16 protein-coding genes are annotated in these 18038 nt (G+C 73.4%); 9 read left to right on the top strand and 7 right to left on the bottom strand.

Annotated features, from left to right (window positions below; genetic code table 11):
- Positions 1-17: 17 nt before the first annotated feature.
- Entirely contained in the window at positions 18-1148 is a 1131-nt protein-coding gene (locus ACTWLT_RS12310; protein ID WP_445318488.1) for a LacI family DNA-binding transcriptional regulator, read from the bottom strand.
- Between the two features lie 240 nt (positions 1149-1388).
- Between ACTWLT_RS12310 and ACTWLT_RS12305 the strand changes: the two genes are divergently transcribed.
- The 7 genes from ACTWLT_RS12305 to ACTWLT_RS12275 all read left to right on the top strand — a co-directional run bounded on the left by ACTWLT_RS12305 (position 1389) and on the right by ACTWLT_RS12275 (position 10681).
- A complete protein-coding gene (locus ACTWLT_RS12305) occupies positions 1389-2717 on the top strand; it encodes a Gfo/Idh/MocA family protein (RefSeq protein ID WP_445318487.1) in 1329 nt (442 codons plus the stop codon).
- A gap of 25 nt (positions 2718-2742) precedes the next feature.
- Positions 2743-4176 (top strand): glucuronate isomerase, encoded by a 1434-nt coding sequence (uxaC, locus tag ACTWLT_RS12300; protein ID WP_445318486.1) that lies wholly within the window; start codon positions 2743-2745, stop codon positions 4174-4176.
- Positions 4173-5477, top strand: coding sequence for an enolase C-terminal domain-like protein (locus tag ACTWLT_RS12295; RefSeq protein ID WP_445318485.1), 1305 nt, complete (start codon positions 4173-4175; stop codon positions 5475-5477). Before uxaC ends, ACTWLT_RS12295 begins: the two co-directional genes overlap by 4 nt.
- Positions 5468-6961, top strand: coding sequence for a mannitol dehydrogenase family protein (locus ACTWLT_RS12290; RefSeq protein ID WP_445318484.1), 1494 nt, complete (start codon positions 5468-5470; stop codon positions 6959-6961). Before ACTWLT_RS12295 ends, ACTWLT_RS12290 begins: the two co-directional genes overlap by 10 nt.
- A gap of 25 nt (positions 6962-6986) precedes the next feature.
- A complete protein-coding gene (locus ACTWLT_RS12285) occupies positions 6987-8165 on the top strand; it encodes a Gfo/Idh/MocA family protein (RefSeq protein ID WP_445318483.1) in 1179 nt (392 codons plus the stop codon).
- 213 nt (positions 8166-8378) lie between these two features.
- Complete coding sequence (locus ACTWLT_RS12280) at positions 8379-9737, top strand: pectate lyase family protein (RefSeq protein ID WP_445318482.1); 1359 nt, start codon at positions 8379-8381, stop codon at positions 9735-9737.
- Positions 9738-9952: 215 nt separating this feature from the next.
- Positions 9953-10681, top strand: a complete 729-nt coding sequence (locus ACTWLT_RS12275) for an HD domain-containing protein (protein WP_252415536.1) — start codon at positions 9953-9955, stop codon at positions 10679-10681.
- A gap of 140 nt (positions 10682-10821) precedes the next feature.
- Here ACTWLT_RS12275 and ACTWLT_RS12270 read toward each other — a convergent pair whose 3' ends face one another.
- Together ACTWLT_RS12270 and ACTWLT_RS12265 are read right to left on the bottom strand one after the other, a co-directional pair.
- Entirely contained in the window at positions 10822-11187 is a 366-nt protein-coding gene (locus ACTWLT_RS12270) for a barstar family protein (protein ID WP_445318481.1), read from the bottom strand.
- A 67-nt stretch (positions 11188-11254) separates the two neighbouring features.
- Positions 11255-11704 carry a ribonuclease domain-containing protein gene (locus ACTWLT_RS12265; RefSeq protein WP_445318480.1) on the bottom strand — a complete coding sequence of 150 codons (450 nt, stop codon included), beginning with the start codon at positions 11702-11704 and terminating at the stop codon, positions 11255-11257.
- A 241-nt stretch (positions 11705-11945) separates the two neighbouring features.
- On the opposite strand from ACTWLT_RS12265, the gene ACTWLT_RS12260 reads away from it, so the two are divergent.
- The gene (locus tag ACTWLT_RS12260) at positions 11946-12785 is read left to right on the top strand and encodes a hypothetical protein (RefSeq protein ID WP_445318479.1); all 840 of its coding nucleotides are present in this window, start codon (positions 11946-11948) and stop codon (positions 12783-12785) included.
- A 38-nt stretch (positions 12786-12823) separates the two neighbouring features.
- On the opposite strand, the gene ACTWLT_RS12255 is transcribed toward ACTWLT_RS12260, so the two are convergent.
- From ACTWLT_RS12255 to ACTWLT_RS12240, 4 genes are all read right to left on the bottom strand, one after another.
- Positions 12824-13393, bottom strand: coding sequence for a hypothetical protein (locus ACTWLT_RS12255; RefSeq protein ID WP_445318478.1), 570 nt, complete (start codon positions 13391-13393; stop codon positions 12824-12826).
- 95 nt (positions 13394-13488) lie between these two features.
- The gene (locus ACTWLT_RS12250; protein ID WP_445318477.1) at positions 13489-14442 is read right to left on the bottom strand and encodes an endonuclease domain-containing protein; all 954 of its coding nucleotides are present in this window, start codon (positions 14440-14442) and stop codon (positions 13489-13491) included.
- 189 nt (positions 14443-14631) lie between these two features.
- Positions 14632-16257, bottom strand: a complete 1626-nt coding sequence (locus tag ACTWLT_RS12245) for an ABC transporter permease (protein WP_445318476.1) — start codon at positions 16255-16257, stop codon at positions 14632-14634.
- Positions 16254-17189, bottom strand: a complete 936-nt coding sequence (locus tag ACTWLT_RS12240) for an ABC transporter ATP-binding protein (protein WP_445318475.1) — start codon at positions 17187-17189, stop codon at positions 16254-16256. Before ACTWLT_RS12240 ends, ACTWLT_RS12245 begins: the two co-directional genes overlap by 4 nt.
- A 108-nt stretch (positions 17190-17297) precedes the next feature.
- Between ACTWLT_RS12240 and ACTWLT_RS12235 the strand changes: the two genes are divergently transcribed.
- A complete protein-coding gene (locus ACTWLT_RS12235; RefSeq protein WP_445318474.1) occupies positions 17298-18026 on the top strand; it encodes a TetR family transcriptional regulator in 729 nt (242 codons plus the stop codon).
- Positions 18027-18038: the final 12 nt, after the last annotated feature.

Below are 18038 nucleotides of genomic sequence, written 5' to 3'. Positions count from 1 at the left end.
GCGCTCACTCCTCGGCATTAGGAGGCGACGGCGTCACCGGTGGCCGCGGTCGGGGTGCCCGGGCCCGCAGGGCAATGCGGGTCCGGGCCCAGCGGCGCGGCCAGGGGACGTGCCGGTCGGGCCTGCGGGCCCGGGCCGGTCGAGTCGCGGATGACCAGGTCGGTCTGGAGCATTACCTGTGCGGTGGTACGACGGACGCCGAGCGCCGTGCCGACACCGAGCCCCCGCGCACCGCGCGGTGACTCGGTGTCCTGTTGCAGCAACATGTCGACGGCCGTCCGGCCGGCGGCCGCGGTGGGTGTGGCCACCGTCGTCAGTTTGGGGCGGGTGAGCCGGCTCAGGGCGATGTCGTCGACCCCGACGACGCTCACCTCCTGCGGCACCCGGACCCCGAGCGAGTCCAGCCCTTCGATGAGGCCGATCGCCATCAGGTCGTTGTAGGCGAGCACGGCCGACACGCCGCTGCGCCGCACCTGCTCGGCGATGGCGGAACCACCGGTCTCGGTGGGCGCGTTGGGGCCGAGCAGCGTCAGCTCGGCGCCGCCGGCCCGGGCGGCCGTCGCGGCGGCCCGGCGCATCTCCCGGTTGGTCCACGAGCTGCGCGGCCCGCCCAGGAGCGCGATGCGGTCGTGGCCCAGGCCGATGAGGTGCTCGATCGCCGCCCGCGCTCCCTGCCCGACGTCCATCAGCACGCAGGGCAGGCCGGTCACCTGGCGGTTCACCACCACCAGCGGCACCTCGCGGCTGAGCTGCTCGATCAGGCTGTTGCTCATGCGCGGGCTGCACAGCAGCACCCCGTCGACCTGCTTGGCCAACGCGTGGACCAGCTCCTCCTCGGCGGTCGGGTCCTCGTTGGTGTCGGCCACGAAGACGTGGTAGTCGCGGTGCCGGGCCTGGCTCTCCGCCGCCTTGATCAGCGGCGGGAAGAACGGGTTCGCGATGTCCGCGATGATCAGCCCGATGTTGTGCGTCCGCCCGGTGATCAGTGCCCGGGCGGCCCGGTTCGGCCGGTAGCCCAGATCCTCCGCGCACGCCAGCACCCGGACCCGGGTCTCCGGGTTGACCAGGTGCGGAGCGGAGAAGGTGCGGGACACGGTGGAGATGTGCACCCCGGAGGCACGGGCGACGTCCCGGATGGTGACTGGCACGGCGGCCCCTTCGTCCGATGTGGCGGCGGTCACGTGGGTGTGGCCCATTAATGCAAACGGTTGCGCCAGTGTCAACGGTGGACGATTACGGTTCTGTTGCGCCAGCGCTCCCAATGGTCACTTCCTGGCCCGCAAACACTGACATTTACCGCCGATTGCGCCGCTCTCGTTGACGCCATCGGATAGAGCGTGATTACTTCACTGCAAACCTTTGCAGGATCACCGGGGGGAGGCGACCCAATGTCACCGAGAGCCGACGGCCGGGTCCGGTACGCCGTCGTGGGCACCGGCGCGCGGGCGGAGATGTTCGTCCGGGCCCTGGTGCTCGACCACGCCGACTCCACCGAGCTGGTCGCCTTCGCCGACGTCAACCAGGCCCGGATGGACGCGCACAACCGCTGGCTGACCGAGCTGGGGCACCGCCCGGTGCCCACGTACCCGGCCGGCGAATTCCTGGCCATGCTGGACAAGGAGCGGGTCGACGTCGTCCTGGTGACCAGCGTGGACGTCACCCACGACGAGTACGTGGTGGCCGCCCTGCGCGCCGGCCGCGAGGTCGTCACCGAGAAGCCGATGACCGTGGACGCTCCGCGCTGCCGGCGGATCCTGGACGCGGTGAGGGAGACCGGCGGGCGGGTGACGGTCGCCTTCAACTACCGGTACAACCCGCTGCACGAGCAGGTCCGCCGGCTGCTCGCCGACGGCGCGGTCGGTGAGATCGGGTCGGTGCACTTCGAGTGGCTGCTCGACGTGCGACACGGCGCCGACTACTTCCGCCGCTGGCACCGGGACAAGGCCACCTCCGGCGGGTTGATGGTGCACAAGGCCAGCCACCACTTCGACCTGGTCAACTGGTGGCTGGCCGCCACCCCCGTCGAGGTGTACGCCGCCGGGCGGCTGTTCTTCTACGGCGAGGACGGCCGCCGGCACGGCTACGCCCGCGACTACGACCGGGCGTACGGCTCCCCCGCCGCCGCCGACGACCCGTTCGCGCTGCGGCTGGACGCCCACCCCCGGCTGCGCGAGCTGTACCTCGACGCCGAGGCCGAGGACGGCTACCAGCGCGACCGCAACGTGTTCGCCCCCGGGGTGAGCATCGAGGACGACATGGCGGTCCTCGCCCGCTACTCCACCGGCGCCACCATGACCTACCACCTCACCGCGTACTCCCCCTGGGAGGGCTACCGGGTGATGGTCAACGGCAGTCGGGGCCGGCTGGAGTTGGAGGTCACCGAGAACGACTTCGTCGATCGGGGCACCGCCGGCGCGGTCAAGGGCGCCGCGCTGCACGGCACCGAGGCACCCGCCGAGGGCGGCGGCGCGACGCTCACCCTCCGACCGTTCTGGGCGCCACCCCGGCAGATCCCGGTCGAGGGCCGCACCCGGCAGGGGCACGGCGGCGCGGACGCCCGGATGACCGGGGTGCTCTTCGGTGGTCACCCCGACCCGCTGGACCGCGCCGCCACCGCCGACGACGGCGCCCTGGCCCTGCTCACCGGCCTGGCCGCCAACCGCTCCTTCGAGACCGGTCACCCGGTCCGGGTCGCCGACCTGCTCACCCCCCGCTGACACAGGAGACGAGGAGCCCATCCCCGTGCCGACGTTCGACCACACCGACCTGCTCCTGCCACCCGAGCCCGGCCAGCGCGCTCTGGCCCGGGAGCTGTACGCCCTCGCGGCGGAGCAACCCATCATCTCGCCGCACGGGCACGTCGACCCGGCCCTGCTCGCCGAGGACCAGCCGTTCCCGGACCCGGCGCAGCTGCTCATCGTGCCCGACCACTACCTGACCCGGATGCTGCTCAGCCAGGGCGTACCCCCTGCGGACCTGGGCGTGCCCACCCGCGACGGCAGCCCGGTGGAGACCGACGGCCGGGTGATCTGGCGGCGTTTCGCCGCGCACTGGCACCTGTTCCGCGGCACCCCGTCGCGGCTCTGGCTGGAGCAGACCTTCCGCACCGTGTTCGGAGTGCACACCCCGCTGAGCCCGGCCACCGCCGACGCCCTCTACGACGAGCTGGCCGCCCGGCTCGCCGAGCCGGACTTCCGGCCCCGGGCGCTGTTCGAGCGGTTCGGCATCGAGGTCCTCGCCACCACCGAGTCTCCCCTGGACGACCTCGATCAGCACGCCAAGCTCGCCGCCGACGGCTGGGGAGGGCCCGGCGGGCGGGTGGTCACCACCTTCCGCCCCGACGACGTGGTGGACATGGAGTTCGAGGGCTGGTCGACCAACGTGGACCGTCTCGGCGAGCTCGCCGGCGCGGACACCGGCACGTACGCCGGCTACCTGGTCGCGCTGCGGACCCGCCGGGAGGCGTTCATCGCCGCCGGCGCGACATCCTCCGACCACGGTCACCCCACCGCGCGCACGCTGGACCTCGCCCCGCAGGAGGCCGCGCGGCTGTACGACCGGGGCCGGCGCGGCGAGGCCGACGCGGCCGACGCAGAGGCCTTCCGGGCGCACATGCTGGTGGAGTTCGCCCGGATGTCCCTCGACGACGGCCTGGTCATGCAGCTGCACCCCGGCGCGGTGCGCAACCACAACCGCTGGCTGCACGCCCGGCACGGCCGGGACGTCGGCGGCGACGTCCCCCAGGCCACCGAGTACGTGCACGCGCTCGCCCCGCTGCTGGAGCGCTACGGCAACGACCCCCGGCTGCGGGTGGTGCTCTACACCCTCGACGAGGACACCTTCACCCGGGAGCTTGCGCCGCTGGCCGGCGGCTACGCCGCGCTGCTGCTCGGTGCGCCCTGGTGGTTCCTGGACTCCCCCGAGGTGCTGCGCCGGTTCCGCGAGACGGTCACCGAGACCGCCGGGTTCTACAACACCACCGGGTTCGTCGACGACACCCGGGCGTTCTGCTCCATCCCGGTCCGGCACGACGTGGCGCGGAGGGTGGACGCCGGCTTCCTGGCGCGGCTGGTCGCCGAGCACCGGCTGCCGATGGACGAGGCCGCCGAGACCATCGTCGACCTCGCGTACCGGCTGCCCAAACGGGTCTTCAACTTCGGAGGGCGTGACCAGTGAGCGTGACCATCACCTCCGTCGAGGTGCACGACGTGCGGTTCCCGACCGCCGCCCGGGGCGACGGCTCCGACGCGATCAACCGGGGCGACTACTCGGCGACCTACGTGGAGCTGGGCACCGACGCCGGGCCGACCGGCGCCGGGTTCACCTTCACCAACGGCCGGGGCAACGAGATCACCTGCGCGGCGGTGCAGGCGCTGGCCCACCACGTGCGGGGACGCACGGTCGAGGAGATCGCCGCCGAACCGGTGGCGTTCTGGCGCTCGCTCAGCGCCGACGTGCAACTGCGCTGGCTGGGCCCGGAGAAGGGCGTCATCCACATGGCGACCGGCGCCCTGGTCAACGCGGTGTGGGACCTGCGGGCGACGCTGGCCGGCAAGCCGATGTGGCGGTTCCTCACCGACATGCCCACCGACGAACTCGTCGCCAGCGTCGACTTCCGGCACATCACCGACGCGCTCACCCCCGACGAGGCGGCCGCCATCCTCGACAAGGGATTGATCGGAGGGGATGGCAGGCTCGCGGATCTCAAGGAGATCGGTTTTCCCTCGTACACCACCTCGGTCGGCTGGCTCGGCTACCCCGACGACAAGGTGCGGGCGCTGACCCGGCAGGCGTACGACGACGGGTGGAGGGCGATGAAGATGAAGGTCGGCGGCCCCCTCGCCGACGACCTGCGCCGGGCCCGGATCATCCGGGCCGAGATCGGCCCGGACGCACTGCTCATGATGGACGCCAACCAGGTCTGGGACGTCGACGAGGCGATCACGGCGATGACGGCGCTCGCCGAGGTGGACCCGTACTGGATCGAGGAGCCGACGCACGCCGACGACATCCTCGGGCACGCCCGGATCGCCCGCGCGGTCGCCGAGCTGACCGATGGCCGGTGCCGGGTGGCGACCGGTGAGGTGGCCGCCAACCGGGTGATCTTCAAGCAGCTGCTCCAGGCCGAGGCGATCGGCGTGATGCAGATCGACGCGTGCCGGGTGGGCGGCGTCAACGAGGTCCTCGCGGAGCTGCTGCTGGCCGCGAAGTTCGGGGTGCCGGTCTGCCCACACGCCGGCGGCGTCGGCCTCTGCGAGTACGTCCAGCACCTCGCGATCTTCGACTACCTGCGCGTCGGCACCGGCCTGGACGGGCGGATGGTCGAGTACGTCGACCACCTGCACGAACACTTCGTCGACCCGGTACGCACACGGAGTGGCCGCTACCTGCTGCCCGAGCGGCCCGGCTACAGCGCCACCATGAAGCCCGCGTCGATCGCCGAGTTCCGCTTCCCGGACGGCCCGGCGTGGCGGTGACCGTCGGCGCCTCCCGGCTCGGCCTGGGCATGCTGCGCCGGCTGCCCGCCGAGGCCCGGCCGCTGGTCCGGCCGGGCGCCGTGCCGACCGGCGTCGTGCACCTCGGGCTCGGCGCGTTCCACCGGGCGCACCAGGCCGTCTACACCGAAGCGGCGATCGGCGCGGCGGGCGGCGACTGGGGCATCGTGGCGGTCGCCCCCCGCAGCACCACCCTGGTCGAGGCGCTCGTCGCGCAGGACAACCTGTTCAGCGTCAGCACCCTGTCCGCCACCGCCAGCGCCACCCGGGTGGTGGGCGCGCTCACCGGGGTACGACACGCCCCCAGCGACCCGGACGCCGTGGTGGCGCTGCTCGCCGACCCGGCGGTGCGGGTGGTGACCCTGACCGTCACGGAGAAGGCGTACCAGCTCGACCCGGTGACCGGCCGGTTGCGCCCCGACCCGGCGCTCGCCGCCGACCTGGCCGGCGGACGGCCTCCGACCACCGTGCCGGGGCTGCTGCTGCGCGGGCTCGCCGCCCGGGCCGCCGCCGACGCCGGGCCGGTGGCGCTGGTCAGCTGCGACAACCTGCCGGCCAACGGCCTGCGGCTACGCGGCCTGGTCGACCAGGCGGTCGGTCGGGCCGCCGGGGTTCCCGCCGGGCTGGCCGACTGGGTGGCCGGCAACGTCACCTGCCCCGGCACCATGGTGGACCGGATCGTGCCGGCCAGCACCGTGGAGACCATCGAGGCGGCGCGCCGGGCGCTGGGCGTGACCGACCTGGCCGCGGTGTCCGCCGAGCCGTACGCGCAGTGGGTGATCGAGGACGACTTCCCCGGCGGCCGGCCGGGCTGGGAGCATGCCGGGGCGGTTCTCACCGACGACGCCGGCCCCTGGGAGCGGTTGAAGCTGCGCACCCTCAACGGCGTGCACTCGGCCGTGGCGTACCTGGGCGCGCTGGCCGGGCGGGAGACGATCGCCGACGCGCTGGAGATCCCGCACCTGGCCGACGTGCTGCGCCGGCTGATCGCCGAGGACGTGGCGGCCAGCTTCACCCCGCCGGACGGGGTCCGGGTGGTCGACTACGGCGAGCAGGTCCTCGCCCGGTTCGGCAACCCGGCGATCCACCACCGCACCCTGCAGGTGGCGTTGGACGGCTCGCAGAAGCTGCCGCAGCGGATCCTGCACACCATCGCCGACCTGCGCGCGTCCGGCCGGTCCGCGCGCTGGGGAGCGCTGGTGGTGGCCGCCTGGTTGCGCTTCGCGCTGGGCCAGGCCGACGACGGACGCGCACTGCCGTTCCAGGACCCGCTCGCCGGGCCGATCCGGGCCGCGCTGGATGCCGGCACACGAACCCCGGCGGGCGCGGTCGACGCGGTCTTCGCACTGCGCGAGGTCGTCCCGGCCGAGGTGGCCGAGGACGACGAGGTGCGCGCCGACGTGACCGCCTGGCTGGCCGCGCTGGAGCGCCACGGCGTCGAGGCGACACTGGCCGGTGCCCGGTGAACGGGCCGACGCTGCCCGGTGCCCGGTGAACGGGCGCACGCCGCCGACGCGGATCGCCGTGATCGGGGCGAACGGGCACGGCCGCTGGCACCGGCGGGTGATCGCGCCACTGCACGCCGACGGCCGGCTGCGGCTGGTCGCCCTGGTCGACGTCCGGCCGGTGGAGGACGACCCGGCGGCGCCGGTGCCGCCGGGGGTCGGGGTGTTCACCGACCACCGGGCGATGCTCGCCGCCGCACGGCCGGAGGTGGTGGTGATCTGCACCCCGCCGCACACGCACCTGCCGATCGCCCGGGACGCCCTCGCGGCCGGCGCGGACCTGCTGCTGGAGAAGCCGCCGGTGCTGTCGCTGGCCGAGCACGAGGAACTGACCGGGGCGCTGGCGGCCACCGGCCGGGTGGCCCAGGTCGGCTTCCAGGCGCTCGGTTCGGCGGCGCTGACCGCGTTGACCGACGCGCTGGCCGCCGGCCGGTTGGGAACGGTCACCGGCATCGCCACCGTCGCCGCGTGGCAACGACCGGACGCCTACTACGCCCGGTCCCCCTGGGCCGGTCGGCGAACCCTGGACGGCCGGCCGGTGCTGGACGGCGCGCTGGCCAACCCGCTCGCGCACGCCGTGATGCAGTGCCTCGCGGTCGCCGAGGCGCTCGGCGGGGCGCCGCCCTGGCCGGTGGCGATCGACGTGGAGCGCTACCGGGTCCGGCCCATCGAGGTGGAGGACACCGCGGTGCTGCGGGTCCGGTTCCGGGCCGGCCCGCCGGTGCTGGCCGCCGTCACCCTGGCCGCCGAGGAGTTCGTGGCGGGCGAGGTGCTGGTGACGGGCACGGCGGGGCGGGCGGTGCTGGAGTATCCGACCGACCGGCTGCGGCTCCCCGGCGACGTGGTGACCCGCCGGGTCCCGGGGCGGTGGGGCCTGCTGGAGAACCTGCTGGCGCACCGGGCCGACCCGGCCGGCGTGCCGCTGATCGCCCCGCTGGCCCGTACCGCACCGTTCACTGCCCTGCTGGACGCGCTGCGGGCCGCACCGGAGCCCCGGCTGCTCGACGGCGACCTGGTCGCCGCGGTGGGCGACGGCGGGGAGCGGGTACGGCACCTGCGGGGCGTGGTCGAACTGCTGCGCCGGGCGGCCGATCGGGGGGCGCTGCCGAGCGAGCTGGCGGTGCCGTGGGCGACCCCGGCGTACCACGCCGAGCTGGCGGAATAGGGGGCGACGGCAACCGGAGTGCAAACACCGCCCGGACTCCTGCGGGCCTCATCGGACAGATCCCCGGATACTCGACCGGCGACGGTCGGGGCAATGCCGGTCGACCCCGACAACTGCAACATTCCTGCACACAATACATATTGACTCTCATAAAACTGCGAATCTACCGTTCCTGGTGACTGCCGAACCACCACCAGCGAATGAGAAGAATCGATGCGCAGAATCCTCACCGGCGCTACGGTCATCGCCCTCCTGCTCGGTGCCGCTCCGGCCGGCGCCGCCCCCCGCCCCGACCCGGCGGCCGACAGCGACCGGCTCTCCTGGTCGGCCCATCACCTCGGCCGGCAGGTGCTGCCCGAGCGGGACGGCTGGGCGGCCGAGGGCACCGGGACCACCGGCGGCTCGACGGCCACCCCCGAGCGGACCCGGGTGGTCCGCACCCGGGCCGAGCTGGTCGCCGCGCTGGGCGGTGACAACGCCGGCAACGCGACCGACGCCACCCCGAAGCTGATCTACGTGGACGGTGCCGTCGACGGCTTCGAGGGACCGGACGGCACGACGCTGAGCTGCGCCGACCTCGCTGACCCGCAGTACCGGCTGGACGCCTACCTGGCCGCGTACGACCCGGCGGTGTGGGGTCGCGTGGCGCCGACCGGGCCGCTGGAGGAGGCCCGAGTGCGCTCGGTGGCCAACCAGACCCGACAGACCCAGATCAACGTCGGCCCCAACACGACCATTGTCGGGCTGCGCGGTGCCCGGCTGACCGGCCTCACCCTCATGATCGACCGGGCGTCGAACGTCATCGTGCGTAACCTGACCTTCGTCGACGCCCGGGACTGCTTCCCCGCCTGGTCCCCCACCGACGGCGAGGCCGGCAACTGGAACAGCCAGTACGACCAGATCTCGGTCCGCCGCAGCGAGCACGTCTGGGTCGACCACAACACCTTCACCGACGGCGACAACCCCGACAGCGCCCAACCCACCCACTTCGGACGGCCGTACCAGGTGCACGACGGCTCGCTGGACGTCACCCACACCGCCAGCCTGGTCACCGCCTCCTGGAACCGCTTCACAGGGCGCGACAAGCTGATGCTGATCGGCTCGTCCAACACCGTCGGCCCGGACGTCGGTCGGTTGAAGGTCACGCTGCACCACAACCTCTTCGACAGCGTGCTGCAACGACTGCCCCGGGTGCGCTTCGGTCAGGTCGACGTCTACAACAACCACTACCGGCTCGGCGGCGGCGACTTCCAGTACGCCCTCGGCGTCGGCGTGCAGTCCGCGCTGTACGCGCAGAACAACTTCTTCACCCTCGACGCAACGGTCGAGCCGGCCGACCTGCTCTACGACTGGGGTGGCACCGCGCTCACCGAGCGGGGCACCTGGGTCCGTCAGGACGGCGGGCCGGCGCGCCCGGTCGACCTGCTGGCGGCGTACAACGCGGCGCACGATCCCGACCTGGGCGCCGACGCGGGCTGGACTCCCACCCTGCGCCACGGCCCGGTCCTTCCGGCGCCGCTGGTCCCGCTCCTGGTCGGGCCGCTCGCCGGCGCCGACCGGCTGCCCGTCTGACCGGTGGCCGCCGTCCCCTACCCGTACACGGTGGACGCCGCGAGCAGCGTCATGGCGACGGTGACCGCCGGCGCGGGCACCGGCCGGATCAGCGGCTGACGCCGGACCATCGCGCCGACCGGGCCGACGCCGCGCGGGCGTCGGCCCGGTTCCGTGCGGTCGGGTCGGTGACGCACGGGGCGATCCACACGGTGAAGATCGGCTATAAGTGACGCATGGACTTCCCGCCGCACCTGGGCAGCATGCCGATGCACGCGATCACCGAGATCCACGGCGAGCCGGGCCTGCTGGAACGCTTCCGGTTGGAGGTCCAGCAGTTCGACGACGACGCCCGGGCCCGGCTGACCGCCGCGCTCGACCTGGCCGCCGACCTGCACCGCGACGACCGGCGGGTCCGCGAGCCGTACCTCAACCACCTGCTGCGGGTGGCCATCCGGCTGATGCACCACTACCAGGTGCGCGACGTGGACGTCATCGTCGCCGGGCTACTGCACGACGCCGTCGAGGACCACCCGGTCGAGCTGGCCGACGGCGACGTGGGCGGCGACCCGACCGACGCCGCGCTGGCCGCGCTCGCCAGCCGGTTCGGGTCGCGGGTGGCCACGCTGGTCGCCGCCGTCACCAACCCGGTGTACGACCCGCAGCGCGACCGGAACGCGCAGTACTTCGAGCACCTGGCGGTCAGCCTGGGCCGGGAGCCCTGGGCCCGGGTGATCAAGGTGTCCGACTTCACCGACAACGGCGTCGGGGTGATCCACACGGTCGGGCCGAAGGTCGTCTCGTCGGCCCGGAAGTACCGGCCCCTGGTGCCGCTCTTCCGCGACCTCATCGCCCGCCCCGACACGCCGCTCTCGCCGGCGGTGAAGCGACACATCTTCGGTCAGCTCGACCTGGCCGAGGAGCGGTTCAGCGCGATCCTGGACCAGCCGGCCCAGCGGAACTGACCGGCGGCCCGCCGGGGTGACGGCCCCGACGGACGCGGACAGGCCGCCGCTCGCGCCGGCAGGGCCGTGTTGCTGAAGAGCGCGATACCCCAGAGTCATTTTGATACCTCGGAGTCATCCCGCTATTCGCCCCTCGGCGCTCAGGAGGGCGAGGCTTCGTGCAGGACGACACGGAGGGGGTGCGGAGCGGTGCCGGCGAGGTCGCCGAGCACCGTGAGCAGCAGGGCGTACTGGCCGGCCGGCTCGTCGGCGAGCAGTTGGCCCGCGTCGGTGACCAGCAGGGTGAGCGGGCCGGCGTCCAGGCGGTCCCGAAGCACGTCGGCGAGGGCGTCCCAGGTCCTTCCCAGGTGGGCCGGCAGCGCCAGCGCGTCGGTCAACGCGGCGAACAGCGCGGGCCGGGTCCGGCTCGCCGCGCCGGCCAGCACCGACGCGCCGGGCACCTCCGGTGCGGCGTCCCGGCACACGGTCAGCCAGTCGGGCAACCGACCACCGTCCTGGTCGACCATCACGTGCCTCCTGTCCTGGTCGGCTCGCGGCGGGGCCGACCGGTGCCCCGGCCGGCCCCGGAACCCGTCAGAGCCGGTAGAAGTCGGTGTAGTGGTTGGGCGAGAACCAGGTGACCCCCGTGCTGCGGTTCACCACGATCCGGTACGCGTCCCGGGCTGCGCCCTGGCTGCGGGGATAGACGTCGTACTCGTAGTAGGTGGCGTTGGCGGGCAGTTGACCCTCGTAGTTGTAGAACCGGCCGCCGGCGAAGTTGGACAGCCCGCCACTCCAGGAATGCCAGCCGCGGCTGGTCGGGAAGCCCTTCGCGGACCACCCGGAGCGGGCGGTGCGGGCATCCGCGCAGCGGCTGATCGTGCAGGAGCTGTAGACCGCCGCCGAGGCGGAGTCGGTCAGCGTGGGTGCCACCACGGACGGGCCGACCAGCGCGGCGGCGACCATGGCGAGGAGCAGGGCGAGGGTGGTGGTACGCCGGCGGATCGCGCCGAGCGTGGCCAGCGGGGACACGAGGGTGGACACAGGCTGCCTCCAGACCATCCGGTTCATCGATCCGCGTCAGTGTCGGATCGAACCCAGTCTCACCGTTGCCGATCGCCCGCAACAGCCCTCGCCGCGCCAACTGCTCCACAATGATCGGTGAACCCCGGATGATCCGCTCCCCCGCCGGCCCCGCGGCCGGGAGTCGCGACGGCGTGGCGGCGGGCATATCGGTCACGGGTTGTTAGCGTGAAATGCGGATCCGTGACCATGGAGGGGTGCCATGACGGACGCCCCCGATGGGAGGCCGAGGCCCGCGGACCGGTGGCGGCACCGCGGCATCCGCGGGTTGACCATCACCCGCGACGTGAGTGTGCGCAGCTGGCGGTGGTGGGCACGCACCTGGGACCGACTCGTCGCGTCACTCCAGGACGAGGCGCCCGTGGGGCTGGGCGCCGCACCGTCGCCGTCCGGCCCCCTCGTCGAACAGCGCGACGCGCCCCGACTGATCGCGGTTCCCGCCCGGGGGTACGTGTACTCGTTCCACATCCGCGCCACATTCGCCTGGTCCTCGCCGGCGAGCCTCCGCTCGGAGGTGTTGAGCTGGTACGTGGACTACTTCCAGCCGAACGCGATCCAGCGGCTGACCCGGATCGCCGCCGACGCCGCCCGGGACCTGCCCCCGCACCGGGCCGCCGACCTGGAGCTGGCGTTGCAGCGGGCGCTCGCCGACGACCCCACGTGGACCTACGAGCGGGGCGACATCGTCATCACCTGCCAACCCGACGCCACCGTCCGGCTCGACGAGCGGATCATGCCGACGTACCGGCCGCACGTCGACCGGCTGATGAAACTGGAGTACCAGTTCGACGAGCAGCTCCGAAAGGCCCGCTACGCCCAGGAGTTGAGCCGCCGGTGGGCGACGATCCTCAACGAACACGTCGACACCGGGGACCAGGATCTGGCGGACGCCCGCGAGCACATGCTCACCGCGCAGAAGGAAGCAGCCCGCTGGATCACCGAGCTTCTGCACTCCCACCCCCGTGCCCCCGCCGACCCGCCCCCCATCCCACCCCAGCAGAGCCGCCCCAGCCCCGCCCCGCCCACGCACCCCGCGTCGTGATCACCTGATGGTGAGGAGTTGGTCTTGGCTCCTGTCGACTACGGGGACAGGTCGGACGTCACGGCGGGCCGGTCCACCAGCGCCTGCCGCAACGCGGCGGACTGCTCCACGGATCCGCCCCGGACACCGAGGCTGCGCCGGGCCGCCCGGTAGTAGCCGTCGCGGGCCTCGTTGACCACGGTGAGCATGGCGGTGATGTCCTGCGGTGGGTCGACGGTCCCGCGGGCGAGGCGTTCGAGCTGCCAGACGGCGTCGCGCCACCGAGCGGCGGCGGCGACGGTGGGCTCGTCGCCGAGCAGCAGCAAATTCTCCCAAACGATGGTGCGCCGTGCGTCCGCCTCCGACAGCCGGGCCAGCCCGTCCTCCCGGCCGATGGGGTGGCTGTGCGACCCCGGCCGGTGGTCGGCCGTCATCCGCAGCGCCACGGCGTGACTCTCCTTGATGGCGTGCGCGTACTCGACGTACGCGTCGAGCCGCCGCTCGTCCCAGCGGACGCTCTGGCTGCGCCGCCACCGGGCCCGGTCGGCCAGCGAGGTGGCGAGGATCGTGCCCAGAGTGCCGACGAGTACGCCGAGAAGCGCCGGAAGCTGGGCCAGAAGGGTGCTCACGCCGCCGAGGTTGCCAGCACGGGGCAAGGCTCGCCAGCCGCTACGCTGGCCGGTGCGGAGGCCGGAACCCGTCAACCCCCAGAAGAGCCGTTCGGTCAGGCGGTCGCGCCCGCCCTGCGGGTCGCCAGGATGGCGAGGGTCTCCCGGCGCACCGCGTCGATATCGTGAACCAGGCGGCGGTGGGCGTAGCGGACCACCAGGATCCCGATGGTCGCCAGGAGCGCGTCCCGGCGCAGGTCGATCTCCCGCTGGCGCGGGTCGCCGTGGGTGGTGGCCCCGTCGAGCTCGATGTTGACCTGCTCCGGCTCGGCGAGCATGTCGAGGTACATGGTGCGCCGCCCGACGCGTACCGGGACCTGCCGGCGGAACGCCGGCATTCCCGGGCCGGTGAAGACGTGCTCGTGCCCCCAGATCTCGAGAGGGCTGCGGCAGCCGTCGGCGAGCCTGGTCAGCAGTGTTCGGAGCGCTGCTCGGTCGATCAGCTTCGGCGCACTGCCCAGGGCCGCCGCCAGCCGCTCGGGCGTGGTCAGCCGGTCGTTGACCGCCCGGATCACCGGTGCCCGCCGCCCGCTGGGTGGCAGCGTCGGCCACGAGTCGACGAGGGCCTGCTCAAGGCGGATGACCGTCAGGCCCCGCCGGAGCACCACGTGCGGCGGTTCGATGGCCAGGCCCCGACGTCGATGCACGATCACACCGGGTCGGGTGCGCAGGCCGGCGTCCGCCGGCACGCTGAGGTGCACAGGGTCGGCGACCGCCTGCTGGTGCAACCCCCACGCGCTCAGCGCGCTGAGGTGACTGAGCGCGCCGCATCCATCAGCCCAGGCGAGCGCGGCGCGCTGACCGAGGGCAGGGTCGAGTCGGCTCAGGGCCGGGGCGCCGGGTCGCCCGTCGACCAGGTGCGCCGCCACGAACACCTCGGGCAGCACCCGCACGAGGTGCCCGCCACGGCAGGCCTGCTCCAACGTCCAGGACGGCACGACCTGCCCGGCCGCCGCACGGGTCACCAACCCTCCGCCACGCTCGACCAACTCCCGAAGCGCCACATTCACGCCACAAACCGTGTCGCCCCCACCCGGCCCTCGCAACCACCCCGAGCCGCCCCCTGTGGACACCCACCAACCTGTGCACAACGCCCAGCGCCGCCGAGGTTCTGCTAGCCCACCTGATCGTTGGCGGGTGAGCGGTGTGGTGGTCGGCGTGTCGAGTCGCTCAGGCGCCAACGATCGTGAAGAGGCAACTCACGAAGGGACGTCGCGGTGGCGGAAGCCGGCGAGGCCAGCGGCGAGGAACACCGCCGCCACCCCGGCGAGCACCAGGAGCGGCAGCACCGTCGGGTCGACCGCCGGCACCGACGGGACGTGGGTGTACGGGGAGATGTTGAGGGCGGCCTGGGGCAGCTCCAGCACCGCGCCGAGCTGCCCCAGGAGCAGGAAGACCAGCAGCGCCGTCCAGGAGAGCACCACCGACCACCGCGGCAGCAGGCCGAAGAGCGCCGTCACCACCCCGGCGACCACGAGCAGCGCCGGCAGCCGCAGCAGTGCGGCCCCGCCCAGTTCGATGGCCTGGCCGAGCGGGTCGCCGGTGACCAGGCCATAGCCGAGCCCGGTGGTAAGGCCGGCGAGCAGCAGCAGGGCGACCGCGCCGAGTGCCGCGGCGAGCACCTGGGTGCCGAGCCACCGGGTGCGGCTGACGGCGGTGGCGAGTGCCGCCTCCAGCACGCCGTCGGCTTCGTCGCCGCGTACCCGCAGCAGGGCCTGCACGACGTACGCGCCGATGGTCAGGGCGAAGAGCCCGAGCATCGCGGCCAGGTAGGCGTCGAGCAGGTTCGTTCCGCCGCCCATCGCGTTTATCGCCTCGGCGGCGGCCGGATTCTGGTCGATCATGGCGTTGAACTCGTCGCCGGCGACGCCCATCGACAGGCCGAGCACGGCCACCCCGATCGCCCAGCCGAGCAGCGTGCCGCGCTGCATCCGCCAGGCCAGCCCGGCGGGGCTGAGCAGCCGAGCGGCGCCGGTCGCCGGTCCGCGTCGAGGTGCGAGCAACCCGGCGCCCTGGTCGCGTCGCTCCGCGAGGGCGTACGCCAGCGCCACCCCGCCGAGAAGCAGGACGACGGGCAGGGCCAGCACCCACCAGCGTTCTCCACCGAAGGCCCGCACCTGGTTGCCCCAGCCGAGTGGGGAGAGCCAGGACGGCCAGGCGCTCTCCACCCGGGTGCTGGCGGCGTTGGTGTCGCCGAACACGTCGCCGGCGGCCCGCAGCACGAAGGAGAGCCCGACGGCGGCGGCGGCGAGCGCGTTGGCGCCCCGGGAGGTGACCGAGAGCTGCGCGGTGACCGCGGCGACGCCGGTGAAGGCCACCCCGACACCACCGACGGCGCCGGCCGCCGCGACGGAGCCGGCCAGCGGCAGGCCCGCACCGAGCAGAGCGAGCGTGAGCAGCGCCGCGGCCACCACGTTGGCCGTGACCACCACCAGCAGTGCGGCGGTGAGCGGCGCGTACCGGCCGACCACGGAGGCGCCGAGCAGCTCCGCCCGGCCGGTCTCCTCGTTCTGCCGGGTGTGCCGGATCACCGCGAAGGTGCTCAGCAGCGCGACGATCAGGGCCAGCGTCACGTACGTCTCGGCGACCACCACGGCACCGAGGTCGGTGCCGGCGATGGGGCCGTTGAAGGCCCGGGCGACCAGGCTGGTCGCCGACGTGGTGGCGTAGCCCTGGCGGGCGGCCTCGTCGGGGTAGATGCCGGCGACGCTGCCCGCGAGCGCGTAGCCGAGCAGGGGTGTGCCGAGGACCCAGATGGCGAGGCGGATCCGGTCGCGGCGCAGGACGAGTCGGGCCAGCCGACGGGTGCCGGTGAGGGCGGTCATCGGGCACCGGCCCGCGGGGCGTCGGCCGGCCGGTGCGCGTCGGCGGCGACGGGCTCGTCGCCGTAGTGACGCAGGAACAGCTGCTCCAGGGTGGGTGGGCTGCTGGTCAGCGCGCGGACGCCGAAGCCGATGAGCTGGCCGAGCAGCTCGTCGAAGTGCGCCGGGTCGACCTCGAGGTGGGTGCGCCCGTCGACCTCGTGCACGCCGTGCACGCCGGGCAGCCCGTCCAGACCGCTCGCCGGTCGGGCCGTCTCGACGATCACCGTCGTGCGGGTGAGGTGGCGCAGCTCGGCGAGGGTGCCGGACTCGACGGTACGGCCCTCGCGGATGATGCTGACCCGGTCGCAGAGCGCCTCGACCTCGGCGAGCACGTGGCTGGAGAGCAGCACCGTGGCACCGGCCTGCTTGATCCGCCGGATCTCGTCCTGGAACACCGCCTCCATGAGGGGGTCGAGGCCGGAGGTCGGCTCGTCGAGCAGGTACAGCTCCACGTTGGAGGAGAAGGCGGCGACGATGGCGACCTTCTGCCGGTTGCCCTTGGAGTACGTGCGGCAACTGCGGGTCGGGTCCAGGTCGAAGCGCTCCAGCAGCTCGTCCCGGCGACGCTTGTCGAGACCGCCGCGCAGCTCGCCGAGCAGGTCGATCGCCTCCCCGCCGGAGAGGTTCGGCCAGAGGCTCACGTCGCCCGGGACGTACGCCAACCGGCGGTGCAGGTGCACCGCGTCGCGCCAGGGGTCGGCGTCGAACACCCGCGCCTCGCCGGAGTCGCGGCGGAGCAGCCCGAGCAGGATCCGGATGGCGGTGGACTTGCCGGCACCGTTCGGCCCGAGGAAGCCGTGCACCTCCCCCGCCTCGACCCGCAGGTCGAGCCCGTCGAGTGCCCGGATGCGGCCGAACGTCTTGACGAGGTTGTCGATCGATATGACGGGCATCGCCCCTCCTGCCATCGGATACGTCGGCCACCCTCACTGTACTGACCGCCGGTCAGCCGGATCAACGGTGAGGTCTGCCACCGGTCAGGGCGGGCTACGCTGGCCGGCATGACCGCCGATCCCGCGGACGACACCCGCACCCGGATCCTGCGCGCCGCGCTCGACCTCTTCGCCGAGCACGGCTACCAGCGCACCTCGCTGCGCCAGATCGGCGAGCGGCTGCGGCTGACCAAGGCCGCGATCCTGTACCACTTCCCGGCCAAGGAGCACCTGCTCGCCGCACTGGTCGAGCCGCTGCTGGCCGACCTGGAGGCGCTGCTCGACGCCGCGCGGGGGCAGCCGACGGAGCAGGCCCGGTGGACGCTGCTGGAGGGTTGGGTGGACACCATGCTCGCCCACCGCCGACCGCTCGGCATGCTCTTCCACGACATCGCGCTGGTCGGGCGCAACGACACGTACCACCGGCTCATGGCGATCGCGATGCGGGCCAACGAGGTCATCGCCGGGCGGGATGCCAGCCGCCGGGAGCGGGTCCGGGCCGTCCAGGCGGTCGCCGCGTGCAGCGACCCGATCGTCTTCTTCACCGACGTGCCCGACGAGGTGCTGCGCGCCGACATGCTCGACGGCGTACGCCGGCTGCTGGCCACGTCGGCGCCGGACGCCGTGGCCGGGGCGCCGGAGCGCCGGCGACCGCCGGGGCGGCCACGGGCGCTGGGCCGGGAGCAGGTCGAGAAGGCCCGGCGGATGCACGCGGCGGGCACCCACTCGGTGGACGCCATCGCCGCCACTCTGGGCGTCTCGCGGGCCACCGTCTACCGCCACCTGGACAACCAATAATGAGACGGTTTT

The sequence above is a fragment of the Micromonospora yongxingensis genome, assembly GCF_052601155.1.
This window is presented reverse-complemented; position numbering and strand designations above follow the sequence as displayed.

Coding starts and splice junctions, on each gene's coding strand:
- ACTWLT_RS12235 (WP_445318474.1), top strand. CDS start 17,298: ATGACCGCCGATCCCGCGGACGACACCCGCACCCGGATCCTGCGCGCC.
- ACTWLT_RS12240 (WP_445318475.1), bottom strand. CDS start 17,189: ATGCCCGTCATATCGATCGACAACCTCGTCAAGACGTTCGGCCGCATC.
- ACTWLT_RS12245 (WP_445318476.1), bottom strand. CDS start 16,257: ATGACCGCCCTCACCGGCACCCGTCGGCTGGCCCGACTCGTCCTGCGC.
- ACTWLT_RS12275 (WP_252415536.1), top strand. CDS start 9,953: ATGGACTTCCCGCCGCACCTGGGCAGCATGCCGATGCACGCGATCACC.
- ACTWLT_RS12260 (WP_445318479.1), top strand. CDS start 11,946: ATGACGGACGCCCCCGATGGGAGGCCGAGGCCCGCGGACCGGTGGCGG.
- ACTWLT_RS12270 (WP_445318481.1), bottom strand. CDS start 11,187: ATGGTCGACCAGGACGGTGGTCGGTTGCCCGACTGGCTGACCGTGTGC.
- ACTWLT_RS12305 (WP_445318487.1), top strand. CDS start 1,389: ATGTCACCGAGAGCCGACGGCCGGGTCCGGTACGCCGTCGTGGGCACC.
- ACTWLT_RS12280 (WP_445318482.1), top strand. CDS start 8,379: ATGCGCAGAATCCTCACCGGCGCTACGGTCATCGCCCTCCTGCTCGGT.